The sequence below is a fragment of the Aquimarina sp. EL_43 genome, from assembly GCF_943422735.1.
GTDB classification, from domain to species: Bacteria; Bacteroidota; Bacteroidia; order Flavobacteriales; family Flavobacteriaceae; genus Aquimarina; species Aquimarina megaterium.
This window is the reverse complement of record NZ_CALSBR010000001.1, coordinates 715,189-732,872: the sequence shown is the minus strand read 5'-3', so window position 1 is coordinate 732,872 and position 17,684 is coordinate 715,189. Positions and strand designations below refer to the sequence as shown.

General features: G+C 36.6%; 4 protein-coding genes. All 4 read right to left on the bottom strand.

What is annotated here, in order from left to right; all coding sequences use genetic code 11:
* Positions 1-116 precede the first annotated feature (116 nt).
* Complete coding sequence (locus NNL09_RS03300) at positions 117-12,086, bottom strand: hypothetical protein (RefSeq protein ID WP_196909109.1); 11,970 nt, start codon at positions 12,084-12,086, stop codon at positions 117-119.
* A 73-nt stretch (positions 12,087-12,159) separates the two neighbouring features.
* Positions 12,160-15,765 carry a hypothetical protein gene (locus NNL09_RS03295; protein ID WP_196909108.1) on the bottom strand — a complete coding sequence of 1,202 codons (3,606 nt, stop codon included), beginning with the start codon at positions 15,763-15,765 and terminating at the stop codon, positions 12,160-12,162.
* Positions 15,766-15,998: 233 nt separating this feature from the next.
* A complete protein-coding gene (locus tag NNL09_RS03290; RefSeq protein WP_196909107.1) occupies positions 15,999-16,691 on the bottom strand; it encodes a hypothetical protein in 693 nt (230 codons plus the stop codon).
* A gap of 44 nt (positions 16,692-16,735) precedes the next feature.
* Entirely contained in the window at positions 16,736-17,587 is an 852-nt protein-coding gene (locus tag NNL09_RS03285; RefSeq protein ID WP_152538229.1) for a hypothetical protein, read from the bottom strand.
* Positions 17,588-17,684: the final 97 nt, after the last annotated feature.

Here is a 17,684-nt window from a genome sequence, read left to right as displayed (position 1 = left end):
AATTTGACAGCTTTTTTAAATTAAATCCTTATATCGAACTCAGGTTGAAAGAAGAAAAACCCCATACGACTAGTCGTATGGAGTTTTTGGTTGGCTCGCCTGTTTTTACATATGTATTACATGTCTGTAATATAATCTAATGATAATGTTAATGTTCTTAATCGAATTAATGGTTTAGGCTGTGCAGTTAGATTAGAAAATATAGTAAGATCAAACCAAAGTGATGCTTCGGTATCATCTACCTGATTTGTACTAAACCATTCTTTAATGCTATTGGCCCAATCAGAAATCATTTGTTTTAATGCTTTATCCGATCCATCGCCCAGTACCTGTATCGATTGTAATGGTTGCATAATTACCGGAAGGAAAATATCACTTAACTTGCTGTTTGCTTGATAGCTATAATTAGCATTCATCAAAATACTAATGGTATCCTGAGAGTTTTCTGCTAATAGTGTATCAAACAAAATGGTAAGCTGTTGCTCTAATGTTCCCACGTTAGGGCTGGACGGATTATTGATCGTCGCAATATTTAGCGGCTCACTACTATCTATAGTTGGGTGAAATGCATTCGAAAATCCAATATTACCTGTCGTATATACAAAATCATCTGCCGATGGTTTACCAGGGACTAATTCTACATTACGCTTTAAGTTTGCAGTAGTATCGGCATCCTGTCTGTTTAGAATATTCATCGTAGGGATAAGTACCATACGATCTGCTATAGATTGCCCAATAGAAGCTTCAAGGATTTTGCCTGTATCTTTAGAAGTATAATAATAACTATAACTAGCTCCATCTTCGGGATCAATACTAATTGCATTGTAATCAGGAATATTCACAACCGGAATACCTATTCCTTCTGGTACTGCACCAAAAATATTAACTAATAATACTCCTGTAGTAGTTTCTATTGTTGTAGAACTTTCTTTGATGTAAAAAGAATACGGATCTGCGGTATAACCTTGCTTTAATAGCTCATTAAAGGCATTAAGAGCAAAGCCATTACTGGTTTCTGCGGCATCTGCCATTCTTGAAACCATCTGGTTATAGGACGATAAGGCTACCGCTGCAGATTCGAACTCAGATGTATCTGTAGTGGTAGCATCGATCTTGATCAATGTATCATTAAATACCTGATTGATATTAGGGAAAACAGAAATAAACTCGGCCATCTGCGCAAATGCATCTTCAAAACTGCCAAGAGCTTTAGCCATATTCTCCTGAGCATTAAACAGAATCTCAAAATTAACCTGATCTTGTGGATAGTGGAAAGATTGAGAATACGTAATCTGGTAGTTCCAGTTCAGGATATCATCTACCGCATTATTAGTACTGGTAGTATAAGGATAAGAACCCTCTTGCTTAACCATTGCTGGTGCAGTAGGGAAGGACCTTAAGATCAAAGGAACTTTAAACACCCCTAATGAAGTTTCTAATGGATTGGTTTTGTTTTTTGAAATAAAACTTAACCATGATGATGCTTTATAATCTTCGATTCCCGGAACCGAACTAATTTGATGTTCGATAGCAAAACCAGCATAGGTAATATCCAGGTCTATATAGGATAGCACTTCATTTTCGGTACCTCTAATAATGTCTGGAGAAGAAAGCAGGAAGGGCAGCTTGGCATCTTTACTTTCACTCAATGCTAATTTTGGCGAACTTAGACTAAAGGATGTGCTAAAGTTACCGCCATCAACGTTTTTCTGTACAGTATGACTTAGCGGAGGTGTAATAACGTTTCCAACTTCATCAAACAATGTATCTACAATAGTTACTACAGTTTTGTCGATTACGGCATCTCCACTTAATTTTAAACGTACAATGCGATTATTTTCACTAAGCAATGAAGCGTTTACAACTTGTATATCATCAGAAACAGTATAATTACTTATTTTTTCGGCTTCTTCTTTACTCATAAAATTAGAGAAGAAAAGATACACTATAGTAGCTTCATCCTGATCTAATTCTACCCCCATAAAGACAAAGTTCTGATTTATATTTCCGTATAGTTGAGGAGTGTCCGCACCTTCCGGAACAGTATCTGCCTGTACTGTCGCGGCAAACTGAATTCCGGCGCGAGTAGTATATGCATTACTAAGTTTTACTAATAATTGCTGTAAAAAGGTTTCCTGAATATCTGATGTATCTGCTGTCTGCCCGGCAAAAACAGGAACCATAGATAGCTTAAGGATTTCTGCCAGTCGTTTTTTATTGGCCAACATATCGGTGAGGAATGTTGTACTTCCGAAATCATCAACTAATTGAATAGCAGCTGTAAATTCTGGGGTTAATACACCATCAATACTCGAAAAGATCTGTTTACCCCAAAGATCCATATCAATATTTTTAAAATCGGTATATGTAGAAGGAGTAGAAAAATCTATACCTGTCTTAGGATTAAAATAATAGATAGGAATGTGATCTTTTGTCTCTAGCTTATTAGATATTGGTTTTGGTGCAAAAATCACCGGATTACTGGTATCATTGATCTCATATCCAATACTGGCAGTCGAATCAACACCTAGTCGAGTAGCCCATATTTCTGTGCCTCCGGCATTACTTAGATTCTCATCGCGGTCTACACCAGAAGTAACTTTAAGTTGATACACATCATTTTTAGATAAAGCAGTCTCAAATCCAGCAGCAAAATCTTCTAAACCTGTAGTTACTCCTGATTCTGCTTTTGATAAAGGAGGAATACTGGTACTTGCAGATTTAATGCCTCCTGTAGTTTCAAAATCACCAGAAATAGAACCTCCGATACGCTCGATGGTAAAACTTAACTCTAATCTGAATATTTGCTCAGTGTTTACCTGTGCAGTGTCTATATCGAAAGATATGGTATGATCACTATCTGGTGTCGCAATAGTAATTTCTCCCATACTGCGATTAGCTAAGAATAGATAGATAGAAGCAATCCATTCCTGAACCAGCTTGCTCACATCATCTTTGCTTAGAACAAAAGGATTAGAGGTTAATGTAGTATCTATTTGAAAAGCGATACCATTAGGATCGGTTAACTGGTACCAAATCTGAGTATAGGTTTGTAGATCCCTGGTGGCTTGTTCTATCACTGTAGAGGTAGCCAGATCTTTATCATTATCGGCGCTAAATTTTGACCAGCCGTTAAAAACAAGAACATTAGTATCTTCAGGATTCGTTATATCGGCTTTAACGTTACTTACGGTAACCGTTATTTCTACATTTTCAGGAATGTTATCTACCGTAATAGTGACTGATTTTTTATCGGCATTAAGAACAATAGACTCGATATTAACATTTTGATCGATTGTATAGTTAGTTTTGTCTACAGCACTGGCCTCATCTACAGTTACAGTATATTGTCCCAGAATGGTAGTACTGCTTTTTGCTGTTGTAGAGATTAGCCCCTGATAATAACTAGGATCAAAATTTAATCCCGTATCTAGTTTGGCTTGCCCTTCTTCTCCGGTAACCATCCAGGAAGAACTAACTGAAGGCCACTGGTTAAGTCCTAGAATAGCATCTGTATATCCTGTTAATACAGGTGGTTCATTTAATGGTTCATTACTGGTTGCCGATGGATCTGATAACTCGCTTATAATACTGTTACCATAAATATCCTGCCATGCAAAATTAACTTGAAGAATATCACCTAATCCTAAATATGGACTGTCGTTTCCATCAGGAAGATCATTTTCTGAAGCTACTACCTCTTTACTAAAACGAGTATAAGGTATGCTTACCTGATAGTTCCAGTTATCATCGGCTGTTAGTGTTTTTGGAACCTGGATTTTATCGATACTCTCTGGATCTTCTGCATCTGTTGTCGGACCAGAAGGTAAACCAATGTTACTACTGTTAAAATAATCATTAGCTACTACCTGATAAGTGAGCGAACTATACACATTTTGTAAGAATAGTTCTCCAAAATCTGCTGTTTTTGGATTATCGGGAACAGGAGCAGGTATAGGTCGTATTGCATCTATAGAAGTAGTGCCTGCAGCAACAGTGGCTGTTCTGATTTTTGGACCACCAGTGATTGTAACGTCTTGACTATCGGCAAATATTCCAATAACATTTTGATTGTAATTGGCTATAGAAGAAATATTTTCTCCATAAAAATCGGATAATGAAGCGAAGGTAGTGCCACCAGGACTGGTACCTACAGTGATGGTAAGCTGCGGTAAGAAAATAGAATCAAATAAGTTCAGCTGATCTGGTAATTCGCTACCTGATTTCTGTTTATTGATTTCCTGTATAGCAGCAACAGTAGTCTCAAAATGACTAGCAATTTCCTGAAGTGTATTACCACCAACTCCAACTTCGTAGATGCCTTCATTGATATTTAATTTAATCCCTGATCTAAGGGTTAGATTTTGATTATCAGTAGCGACATCAGCAATATTTCCGTAGTATGTATAGGCCAGTTCACCTAATGTTTGTGTATTGGCAGATGCTAATTTTATGGTATTTGGATTGGATTGTGCAAAGAGTACAGAGTTATCTTTATTAATGGCCTCTCCATTAGCAAAAACATTCATATACGAAGTTATTGTATTTTGAAGGCTTTCTTCAGAAGGTTTGCTGTACATTACAATAAATGACAATGTAGCCTCCCCGTTATCATCAAAAATACGATCCGGAAGCCCTTGTTTACTATCTGTATTATAGTAGTATAAATAGTATCCTCCGTTTCTGGTAATGCTGGCTTGCCATAGCAATCGTAAGAAGTCTGTTTGCGTATTGAGCAATCGCATTTTTTCTTCTTCAGGAATCGATGCAGTTTTTAGTAATGCATCAAAAGCCATATCAGGCCTGGTTTCCGTAGAAAGATTTACCTGGGCTAATCCCATAGTGAGTGCATTTTGTGCATCGGTCTGGATACCATCGGGAGTACTTCCATTAGAATCAACAGCATAGGCAGGGATCAAACTGGCAATTAGCGAATTGTTATCACCAATTTCACTAACTATTTTTTCAAGAATATTAGCGTTGTTACTATTTGCTCCAACTACTTCATAAGTGGTCTGTGTAGAAGGGCTATCAGAAACTATAGGTACTCTCTTTATAGTAACCTCTACCAGGGATCCTAGTCCATAATATGCAACATCATGATTGATCATCTTTTTAGAGACGTCATCATATTGACCTATTAAAAATTCCATTCTTGGATTAACCGCTCGGGTACTTAGATCCGGTAGTTGAAGTAATGTATCTGGTAACGGCCATAAACTTAATGCCGGTACACCAGAAGGAGTACCTCCGTACGGAAGATTAATAGAAGAAGCGGCATTCCAGACAATCTCTGATGTATATGGATAACTGGCTTCGCTATTGGTAAACAAATCATTAACACCTAAGAAACTAAGGCCAGTATTTAATTTGTTTTTGGTAGCATATTCAGCAACCTTATTTATGCGTATAGCATCATCACTATCGGGTTTAATAGTAATTACCATTTTTGCAGGATCATCACCGTTAAATGATAACCATTTTAATGCATCTGGATCTGGTTTGCTAAAGGTAATTTCAAAATTATTACCTTCTGTAAGAGTGGGGATAGGAAACTGCTGACCATCTAGTGCATATAGCCCTGCAGATTCTAAATCCCCGTATGATAAAACACCTTTATTATCTTCTACCCACATCCCTTTATAGTTTGGAGTAACTCCATCTACCGGAAGTTTAAGACCTGCCAGGTAATATCGAGAAGTCATACCAGACAAGTGCTGGATTCCTTGAGTAGCTTGAATTTCTTTAAGTAATTCGCCTACTTTAAACTGCTCTAGATTTGCCATATCCAGAGTGGCAGAATCAAATAGATCTGTAATCTTATCGTTATTATGATCTTTATCACCAGAATTAGCCAGATCTTCTGGAGTAACATTAAATTTGGAAGCTACACTTCTCAGGTTATCACCTTCGACTGTAGTATATGTAATTAATCCAATGTTTAATGTTGCAACAGGAAGTAATAAATTGGCTATAGAAGCGATACCACCATCAGTAATCAAAATATTGATATCAATTTGATTTCCTTTTGGTACGGTATCATTGATAGCATCAACGACTTCGGTTAGAGATTGAGAAGGTAAAGTGGTGTAATCATATGTATAATTGTTATAGGTAAAACTAATAGCGATACCTTCTTGCAGAATGTTTTGAACTTTTTTATTTAGCATTGCCAGGCTATTTCCATCAAAACTCTTTCCATAAATAGCTTGATTAGCAATACTGTCAAAAGTATCTCCCTGTTGCACGGTATATGTGCTGTTAGAGATATACATGGTTTTCCCAGAATTTAATGCTATACCAGAATTATCGTTAAAAAGTTCTGCAATAGTATACGCCATATCCCCAGAGAGGTCGCCATTATCATTAACCCATTTTACAATACTGTCTGGGCTATCTCCGCTATTGGTGTAATATTTAAAATCTTTTAAGGAATCCTGCGCATTCTGGACCATTTGTTTGGCAATTAGTAAGAAATAGTCACTAAATACAAAGTTACCTACAGAAATATCTTGTCCTTCTGCAAAAGCAGCGAAAGTTGAAGGGTCTTTCTCTTGCATCTGGATTGCTAATTGATCGAAGTATTTTCTAAGATCACTTATATATGTAGAAGAAATAGTGTTATAACTTTCAAAATCATAGGTCACTCCTTTATAATCGGTACCATAATCTGGTGTCGATAATTCTAGTGACAATGCCATTGGGAAAAATGTAGCGTTGACATCTGTTTCTTGCTGTGGTTGTTCCTGAATATGCAGATCAAACTGATCTGTCATAAAAGAATCTATAGCTTCTGTCGGGATTGGACTAGGATTAGAAGGATCACTAAAATACGCTAATAATTGCGTTAATTGCGAACTGGTGACAGGAGTATTATCTACTTGTTCACTAGTGATAGAACCATTCTGTAGTGCAGCGACTGTCCATCTGAAAATTTCTTTACTTAACAACTCAAAAGAAGAATCTGCAGTGTCTTTAAAAGCTTTTTGGTATCCATCTACACGATCCTCTTGTGGCGATGTCATAGATTCTAAGAAAAGCATAGCAATATAACATGCTTGTTGCTCGCTTAGTTCGGTAGCTTTATCACCAGCCATAGTAAGCCCTAGTCCCAGATATCCTGTTAGTGGGGCTACTGTTGCGGCTTTTTCCAGGTTAGACCAATTTGGTGTTACCTGAGTCAATGCTACTGTAAGTGGGTTATGTAAAGCGATACGAAGTTGTTTCGCGTTTTGTAATTCATTCTGCGCATACGCTTTTAAAGCGATACCAGATGGGGCAGTTTGCCAAGGTGGATTGCTTGCTATTGCTTTGATCGTAATACTTTGACTGATGCTAGCAGAGAAACTGAAGTGCATCTTTATTTTGAATAACCCTAGGTTTATACTTACACTTAGTGAAACACTTACCGAGGCTGATAGCTGAATTACAATAGGATCATAAGGAGAAAACGTTAATTGAGCCAATAATCTGATGTCAATATTAAGATCAGCTTTAATGATAGCAAAGTCAATAGTACCATATAGTTTTCCGATGACACCTACTGTACCTCTAAACCAGAAATAATACGCTTCTGCTACCTGGGCATCATTAGATGAAGAGGTTGTTGTTAATTGATACGGATTAAACTTAGCTAGAACTCCTTCTAAAATTGCTACTGCAGTAAGGCTAAATCCTGCTTTCAAAATACCAGCATCAAAATCATAGCCAAATCCAAATTGCATACCGAAACCAAATACCAAAACAGGATTAAAAGTACCATTAGTAGCATCTGGTACTTTATTGGTTGTAGCACTACTAAGTTTACCAAAATAAACTCCGGCCGAACCCATAACAGGGATTGGGATACCTATCGGTGTCCAAATCAGGGTTTGGAAGGTAAATGATCGAGAAAAATCTTCTTTCCAGGGAAATCCTATATCTACCTGAAAATCACCATTGGTGAACAATTCTATACCAAAAATTGGTAATGTAAGGTTAACCTGGCCTAACTGTATTTTTCGCATTACTGTGGGTAAAGCGATTTCTGCCTTATAGAGACCTATTGTATCACTGATCTTTTTGTATAAAATCTGAAAATCCAGACCTTTAAAAATACGAGCGGGCTCTCCTTCGAGAGCTAGGCGTAATGCATATAGATTAGGATCGTTAAAAACAATCTGCATGGTAATAAAGTAATCACTGCTGCTAGTATCAGATCCATTTGCCAACGCCAATGCCGATGTAGATTTTTTATCTTCCTCAAGCTTAAGTACTCCAAAATTCATTCCTACCAGCCAGTTGCTGTTAGGGTCTAAAGTAATACCAGGAATTTCTCCGGGTTCTGTAGGTGGTAGATCAGCCATAATTTTTATAGCATCCTGTACTTTTTCTACATTCTGGAAACCAGGTATTGCAACATGTTGTCCTAATGCCAGTAAGCGTAAATCCAAATATTTGTTACCTTGCCCCGAAGGAGAAGGCGTGGTTTCTGGTTTGGCGGCATCCCAGGTTAAAGGCTCCTTTGGTTTGTCTTGCCATAAGAAACTCCCATCTAAAGTAACCATCACCCCATTATCTTTTGGATCAGGTTGGTTTGATTTGTAAGTAACTCCAATAGATTCTATCGTAGCGAACCCTAGTGAAATAGGGCCTATGCCGAGACTGAAACCAACCTGTTTTGATGTGAAATCATATTTTAGGCTCAGGTTGTTAAGTGGTATCTTATCTAGGAGATTCCAGGGAGCAGCTAGTCCAAATTGAGTTCCTGTTGCCCAGGAAACCATTTTTTCTACCATACTACCGATAGTAGTAGACTCAGTAAAACTTAATTCTGCTATATAATGATGTTTTCCATTGGTGCCAATGTCCTTTACTTCACCTTTTAAGAACTCCCAGATAATCCCAAAGGATTTTACACTGGGATCAAAATCATAGAATGCCTGAAAATTAATACCCAACCAGGTAACATTAGCATTTATATTACCATAGTATCCTACTTCTGTTTCCTCATCTTTTTTACCATATGCTACCATAGCATTACCTTCTACACTAAGATCCAGGAAATCAATCTCCCAGGGTTTAGCAGTTTTACCGCTAAATTCCCAATATTTAGTTTTTGTTTGGATTTTAAAACCAAGACCATCTATTGCATAATCAAATCCATCCTCGGGTTTCCAGGTCGGTGCAATGTAAAAAGTAAGTAACTGCCCAATCTCTAAAGCTCCAGAGGTCTGTGTGCCGGTAAATGTCCAACCACTTCCTGTGGCATAGGTAGATTGTAGTGATAACCCAATTTTCATACTTTCGGGTAATACCACAAATTCACCACCGATACTCACTTCATTGTTACCTGTATTGTGAATGATATTAGCGGTTAGTTTATTAATTGTGAAAAGAGGTCCTATAACTAAGGGTTTGTCTGCTTCGAGAATCGTATTTAATTGATAATATTTTTCATTAGGTTTTAAGTCAAAATCCAATAAGGTTACAGCAGTTTCTAAATCTAAGGGTCCTGTACCAAATAATTCTAGTAAGTCACTAAGCTGGATAACGCCATCACTTAGCCCCCCGTGGACTTTGAAATCAGGATAAGTACCTAAAACACTAACCGTTCCTTTGCCTATTGTAAAATCACCTGTTACCGTAAATTCAATTTTTCTGTTTGCTACGTCCTGTACGTTATAGACTTGTACATCTACACTAGGATTAATTTGAAAAGGAGGATTTGCAGATAATTCCCAGGGTGTATCTGTACTCATTTCATACGACATATAATCAAATGCATGAGTTTGATTGTTATAATGTAGTTGAATGTCTTTTAAACCAAAACCTGCCATTCCATTCAAAGGAGGTTGAAGTACTTGAACCAGATTAATACCTCCGGCCATCTGGAAAAAACTGGATACACTTAGAGGACTGCTAAAACCGCCAGTAATAAGCCAGGTGTTCTCTTCTTCAGGGTATTTAATCATTGTTTCCAGTACTATAGGATCATTATTGGCATCTTTGCCAGACCCAATAATATTCCCTTTCAAACCTCCTTCTACTGCGCTTCCGGCTTCGTTAATTTTTAAACTGAAACCAGGCTTTTCGAAACCTATCCAAGGGATTCCGTCGATATTCCAACTTTGATTTATTTCCGTTTCAATCTCTGTAACAACCGACTCTTCTGGGCTGGTGAAATTTAGCGTAATATTAAAATCAGGACCAAAGGCAGTTGTTGTTCCTTTAGATAAAGTAACTTGTGTTACCGTATCCCCATCTTTTTGTTCTGTAATATCCTCTTTAGCTACAGTAATAAAAAACAAATTACCTGTTACGAGTTTGAAAAAAGAGGATAAGTATGTATTTGGTAATGCATTTAAGATATTTACACCACCATTACTATAATTATTGATAAGTTTATTATATACCCCTTCTAATGTAAGTGCTTCTTCTTCTAAAACCATTAGATCAGTGTCAGAACTGGTTTTGGTACGAGCTTTTGAAGATGCTAATAGCGTAACAATAGGTAAGACCAATTTTACTCCTACCAGACCAAGCATCAGTTTATCATGAATATCTTGTTGATAATAAACTCCCAAATTCGTGAAATAGGTGTGTACATCATTAGATTCGGTATACGAATTTACCATAAACGCTCCCGAAATAGCTAGTGCATTGTAGTACTCTTCGGGTTTACCTGGATTTGTTTTTTTTAGATAAGTATCAAAAGTTTGATTTCTGATGTTTAATGCAGCAGTTTTTGCTGCTTCTGCGACGGGCGAATAATTTACAGCAGATAAAGTCGAAGGGTAATTAGCCCTATCTTCTTCTCCTGTTTTTGGAATTTGTAGAAAGGGTCGTCCTAAACTAATAGGTAAACTAGAAGATCCTTGACCTTCAAAAACTCCGGGTAATCCCGAATTGGCATAGTAATAATTATAAACTTCCTGAGGGACCGGCCCGAGAGTGATAGCCACTATTTCTTTATTTCCTGCCCCGGTAAGTGTACTGGTTAGGTCATCAATTTTTACATAGCTGCCATTTTTATAACCTTCTACTAATGATAATGTATATCCACCATCCATTAATGGTTTAACTTGTTGCCCCAGTTTAAGAATAAAATTATCTAAACTTAATTGAGCATAAGCTCCAAACATATCATTATCGATGTATACTTCTTGAATTTTTGTTTTAAGGGCGGGTAAAGAACTGTTTTTGTTTTTTAGATCCAAAGCAAATGCCGAGGCATAATCAAAAGGCATTTCCTGATACTTTTTTTGTATTTTGGCAATATCACTTAGGATAAAAAGCGCGATGGGTGTATTACTGCTCATTTGTGCGGTAAAAGCAGAAAGGATTAAGTTTAAAGTCATTTCTGCAGGACTAGAAAACTGATGCAAACCATATATGGGCCAGAGTCGAAGCTCTTTTTTAGTAGTATGGGCATTATAAATCGACTCGGCATTTATAGATCTTATTTTTAAATCGGCATTATAGGTTTGATCTTTTGCATACCATGTCCATAAGGTTTCTGGAACAGTTGTTAGGGAATCTGCAGGAAATTTAAACGCTAATTCTGCAAATGAAGCCGATTCTTTTGTTAAATCGTATGGATCTTTACCTTTACGCTCTATTTGATTAGGTGCTTTTTCCCATAAATAGGGCTGTAGTCTTAAAAAATAGGTGACATTAAAAAGATCTGCATAATTTACTTCGCTGTTATCGGCTCCACCAGTAAAACCAAAATCAATTTGTTCCAGGTTTGGTTTTGTGTCTTTATATTCTAAAAAGGTAATGGTGGCTTTACCATAGGTTATACTGGTTGTCAATATATCATTTGGGATAAGATCGGTAAGTAATATAGCCAATTTATCTGGAGTATCTGCTCCAGAATAGATCATTAGAATATTTTTAGAATAGTCTGTAGCATCAACTATTCTTTTCATAATATTTACTGTAGTGGCCTGATGTCCAAAATTTGGAGTCCCATCTACATAGAATCGTAGTTCATCCTTACTTTTTATAAGTGCAAGCATGTCCTTTATTGATGCATCGGTAGTAGACTCACTAGCTTCCTGCCCTTGCATTAATTTGGTTAAAAGATCATTGAAGTCGCCCATCTTAAAATATTTTTATGATTTGTGTAATTCTTTACAGAATTATGATATGTTGATTATAAATGTCATGTCTGTACTACTCTGCTAGTGTCGCTATTTTCTTATTGCTTTTTAAGCTTTTTACAGTGCTTGGATCATCTTTGTTATACATAGCATACCAGCCTAATCCAGATGATTTTCCTCCAGAATTAGGATTGCCAAACAGATAAAATAAAGAAGAACCATTAGGCGGAATTTTAAGTAAGCCTAAAAACTTTAAAGCAATTTGGGTAAACATAAGAAGGAACGATTTCTGACTATCGTCAAAAGCTAATCGAAGCTGTCCTATCGAGAGTTTAAGTACCGATTGTAGGCTAATCAATTTTGCTCCACCGCCAGTACCTGGTAGAGAAATACCAATATTGGCATTATAAGTATCTCCTGTGCTATCAGGTGTCCAGCTTAATAGTAGAAAAGAATCTAAACTTACTTTGCCTGCCAGTTCTCCTGGAGTTCCCATATTTAGTTTAAAATCTAAGCCATACCAGGCAGAGTTATCGACTCCAGATAATCTAACGTCGGGGATTACAGTTAAGAAACCTTTGTCCTGAGGGCTTTTTTCGCTGTTTCCGATAATTAAACCTTTTAGATCCAATGCAAAATTGATAAATAAACTTTCGCTTCTGGCAGTACTGGTAGTGATATCAAAGGTGATTTCTCCTGCATCAAAATTCAGAGATTTATTTTGTTGTGGATGTTCAATTTCATAAATCATAGAAATCCCAAGATTGCTGAAATTAAGGCCGGTTCTTGGAGTGAGGTTATCATTATCCGGGCTTCCGAAAGAGAAAATATCAAAATTGGTTACATTTTTTGCATCACTTGTATTCTCAATGATTTTGTAATCAATGAATCCCTGCATACTAAACCAGGACTCGTCATACCCTTCTTTAGGGGAGTCTCGTGTAGTTAATAATACATTAGTGATTTCTATTTTATTATAGATATTACTGTCAAACAAAAAGATATTATCCTCAACACTACCCATACTATATACTGCATTCCCGTTATTAATTTGAAAACTACCTTTGAGCAAAATATTTTTGAAAATATTCTTGGGATTTCCCATACTCAATACATCACTATCAAAAAGTTTATTGATGGTTAATTGAGAATAGCTTTCAAAGTTTTTTACAGCGGTATTCTCAAATAAAACTTTTAGCGAGAGTAGCCTAAAATCATAAGTGTCTGCAGTGGTGGGAGAGATGGTTTCTGGCGGATTGGTGGTGTCATTAAAGTCTGGATCTACATAATAGATCAAACCAAACATAGTACTGGATTGATCAACAACAGCCCCTGTATTTTTGGCATCTCCTTTTTTTACTGGGCTTATTTCTACTGCAAAATGATGTGCATTAAATGCTTCGGGATTAGTAATCCCAGCCATAATACCTTGAAGATTTGTAGGAATTTCTTTAATATCCATTCGTAGTACCAGAATACCGGTCCAGTTTTCATCGGTAGCAATTTCATTAAACTTAGAGAAATATTCGTTGTCAGACTGTTCGTATGTTTCTTTAAAATAGGATTGCAACCATTGTGATAGTATGATTAATTGATCAGCATCTGGATCTTGTTGCACTCCTTCAGAATTAATGGTAGACGGAGAACCAAATTGATCGCGTTGCGTCCATTTTTTTGGATTAGCAACCAGGCTTTCTTTAGCACTGATTTCTGAGTCAGGATTAGGATCATATAATTTGCCTTTACGCCCTTTAATGATCATAATATTTTTGTAGTTATTGTATTCACTTCCTTGCCCTACATTGGCCTGCAATTCCCAACTATCAATACTCATGATGTTGTTAAATGTAGCTGTTAGAGGGTCTTCTTCGCCTAGTATTCCTAAATATTTTGAATTTGCAGTGACTAAAAAGAGATCACTGGTTTGTAGTGCTTCGACCAGTTCGTTTTCTGGATTTAAAAACTCTAGTTTGTACTCTTCACTATGGTCTGTATTCTGACCTAAGAAAACTTCGTTCCATAGGGTTTGCCCTCCGCTTTGTGTTGTAGTGGCCAAAAGCCCTGACGGAGTAGTAGAAGTAGTGGGAGTTACTCCGTTTTTATTTACCATTTGTTTTGCTGATAGTAATGACGTATTCGTACTTGCTTTTCCGATGTTATTTCTTCGAGTTTGACTAATGATTTGACTTTCAAATGTTTCTGTGTCTGATTCGGAAAAAGAAGTGATTCCGTTTCCTACAGTTAATCCCAGGTATGGAACTATCGGAAATAAGGTTGTATTATCGGCATTATAGGTAAAGCCTAAATTATTATGAATAAATAAGTCCTGATATTTATAGGAAGAGCTCCCTTCTCCAAAAAGAGCAGATCCTTTTGGTTGAGATACATAGGTGACCGTATTACCAGAAGTGTTTAGTATAGTTGCCCAGGCGGTTTCTTTTGTATGAGATAATAAAGGAGCTGTTGGTGATTCTGGTGCTTTTACAGAGGAGGCAGCTTCAAAAGGGAATTTAGGTGCCAATGCTGCATTTTTAGAAATAAAACGAATGGTATCTCCTTTTTGACTTAAGGTGAAAAATTCTGTACCCTGTAGGCCGCACATCATGTAGTATTCACCAGTAGTTGTTTCTTTTTGAAATTCAATTTCAAAATCTCCTTCGGGAGTAAAATGAAATTCTTCTGTATTACTATTATCGTTTATAGCACCTGTAGAAATTACCAGGCGAGCATTGTATATATTGTTAGATTCTTGCTTAGGTAGCAGTATTATTTCATTTCCATAGTTAGAAGTAAAATACGAGTCTAGGGTAGTATCTCTTTGATCACTGTTTTTACCAGTAAAGTTGAAATAGGTTCTTCTTGAGTTGTATGCTGTATTGATATTACATACAGAAGAATCATCATTCGGGCAAGGATCAAAGGCTTCATTCGTAACATCAGAAGGGTCGATTGCAACACTAAAACCAAGATAATCTCCTGCAGGAGTGCTTTGGGCTAATGGTAGCCATTCTGATAATGAATCTTCATCACCTTCTTCTTCTGGAAACAAGTATTGAAATCCCCATTTTAGATCATTTAAAAGGGAAAGTCTATTAATAAAAAAATTAGAAAAGCGTATACAGCCACGTAACTCTCCTGAGAAATCGATATATCCTATTTTGGTAGGAATAGTTTTTGGAGCCGAAGTTCCCGAAAAATTGATAACCAGATTACCTGGGTTGCCATTAAGAGTAATTACACTAGAAGCCTCATCTAAGATGAGTCCCATCCCGTTTTGTATGGTAAGATTTAAGCTCGAGGTAAGAGGTGCCTGTAGTCCTGTGTTTAAATTAGAACCGTCTGCACTAAGCCCCATGAGAGATGTGTTAGATTTGTCGATTTCATTAATATCAATCTGTTCGAGCCATATCATAGCTCTATTGGCAGAGCTAGAGGAGATTAACTCGTTTATGTTTTTTACAAAAATTTCGGCATCTGCTTCATTTTCAATAGAAGGTGCCTGTGCAGAAAACACAAAATTTCCGTTATAATAGGCATTGCTCAGAGCATCTTTTAAGTAAATAGTACCATCGGGAGGATCTATTCCTTCTGGTGTAACAAAAGCAATAAAACCACGGTCATCTGCTGCATTTTCAGCGATATATAACTGATTGATAAACTTCTTAGAGAAAACTGTCATGTCTAACTAATTAAGATGGATAAAAGCGATAAGCTTTTCCTTGTTTTAAGAGAATATAAGAGCACTACTAATTTGTTTTTAGACAAAAAAGCATTGAAAATGACTAGAGTAAAGTTGTTAGCATTCAGGTGAGTAAAGACCTATGTGTATAGGCCTTTACTTATCTGAACACATTAATTAATGCTTACTCCTAATCATAGTGTAAAGGAGATACTAATTATTAACCTGAGTTATTAATTAGTAAACGTATAGGCAGCAGCCATAGTTTCCTGATTACTGTTTCCAGTAGGATTATACCCACTCATGAAAATAGCTATGGTATAGGTAAGACCTCTACCGATATTTACATTATTAAAAGCTCCGCCATTGTTACTGGTGATCTGAACCGCAGACAACGGACGAGCGTAGAAAGAAGGAGCTCCTGCTTGCCAGATAGCTGCCCATGAACCATTACCTTTAAGATCGATTTGATTTGGGAAATTTTCCAAACCAAAAGATACACTAGTTGTACCAGGTTTTACGTTAACGATTGTTCCTTCAAAATTATTAGTAGCACTTGGTTGTCCAGCAGCAGGAATAAATGAAGAAGAACAAATGTTTCCATAGGTCTGTGCAGGGTCGTTTAATGTAGGACCAACCGCATACCCAACAATATAGCTATTGTTGTTAAGATCCAAACCATCAAAGTTTAACGACCCTGCCTGAGTATTACTAGGTATGATCTTGCTTTGAAGTGGTGGTGTACCAAATGGAATCTCGTTACTATTCTGCCATAATACTACTTGGTTTCCAAAAGTATTTGGTTGATTCCCCGAAAGAGTATCATAAGTAATGTCAAGAGAGTTGGCCGTAATGGTAGTAATCTCAATTTTTGTTGTTAATACCGTTGTTGATTTTCCTTGTTTTTCTAATGTTGCAGTACTCATAATTGTTTAGATTTAAATGTTAATTTTAGGTTTTAAAAATGTATCTATTTATCCGATGCCGGATCACTTGTGTTAAAATTTAAGATGGCTGCAGCGGTAGTATTATCTGCCCCCATAAAGTATATTAAGGTATATTCTGTATCTCGACCTAGCGATAGGTTGTTTAACGCTACAATCCCTTGATTAGAGTAACTATCTATTTTTGTTTTAATAAGAGCATCAGGAGGTAGGTTATATGGCGAAGCGTAGCCTTTCCATAATCCAACCCAATTTCCGTTTTTTTTGGGCAGGTAACCTGAAAGAGTTTGATAGAAAACAGATAATGAAGTTTGCCCTAAATTTTCAATTCCAATATGTACATTAGACAGCGGTGCTTTAATACCCCCCGCACCCAGAATCGCACTAGCACAAATATTTCCTGTTCCAGAACCTACCCCGTATCCCACTACATAGCTGTTGTATGTAATAGTAAGGCCATCAATAGTAACAGTGCCACTTTGAGTATTAACTCCTATTTCTATCATTTTTAAGGGCTCTACTGTCCAGGGAATAACAGATGATTCCCAAATAGCTATAAAATTTTTGTATGTTGATGGTTGATTAGCAGGAAGTCCCGAAAAGGCTACAGTAATTGATTCCCCGGTAAAACTAGTAATTTCAATCTTACAAGTATTGAGTTTTGCCGTTTCAATTGCTACAGCAAGAGGTTGAAATTCTTTCAAAGCAATAGGATTAATATTAGAGGTGTTAAATTTCACTACAGGACAGGATGCTAACACGCACGATGATTGATTAGGAAAACATAAAAAGAGTATAACTATATATAAGGATATAATTCTCTTAGTTGTAAATCCATAAAGCCCCGGTTTAAAGAAATAGTTGAAATTTATTGGCATTGCTATTTACTTTTTGATTTGTGTGTGTGAGTTGGTGTATTGAGCATGAATGTACTCTTGTACTAAGATACCTTTAAACTAGAACATTTCCTATAGG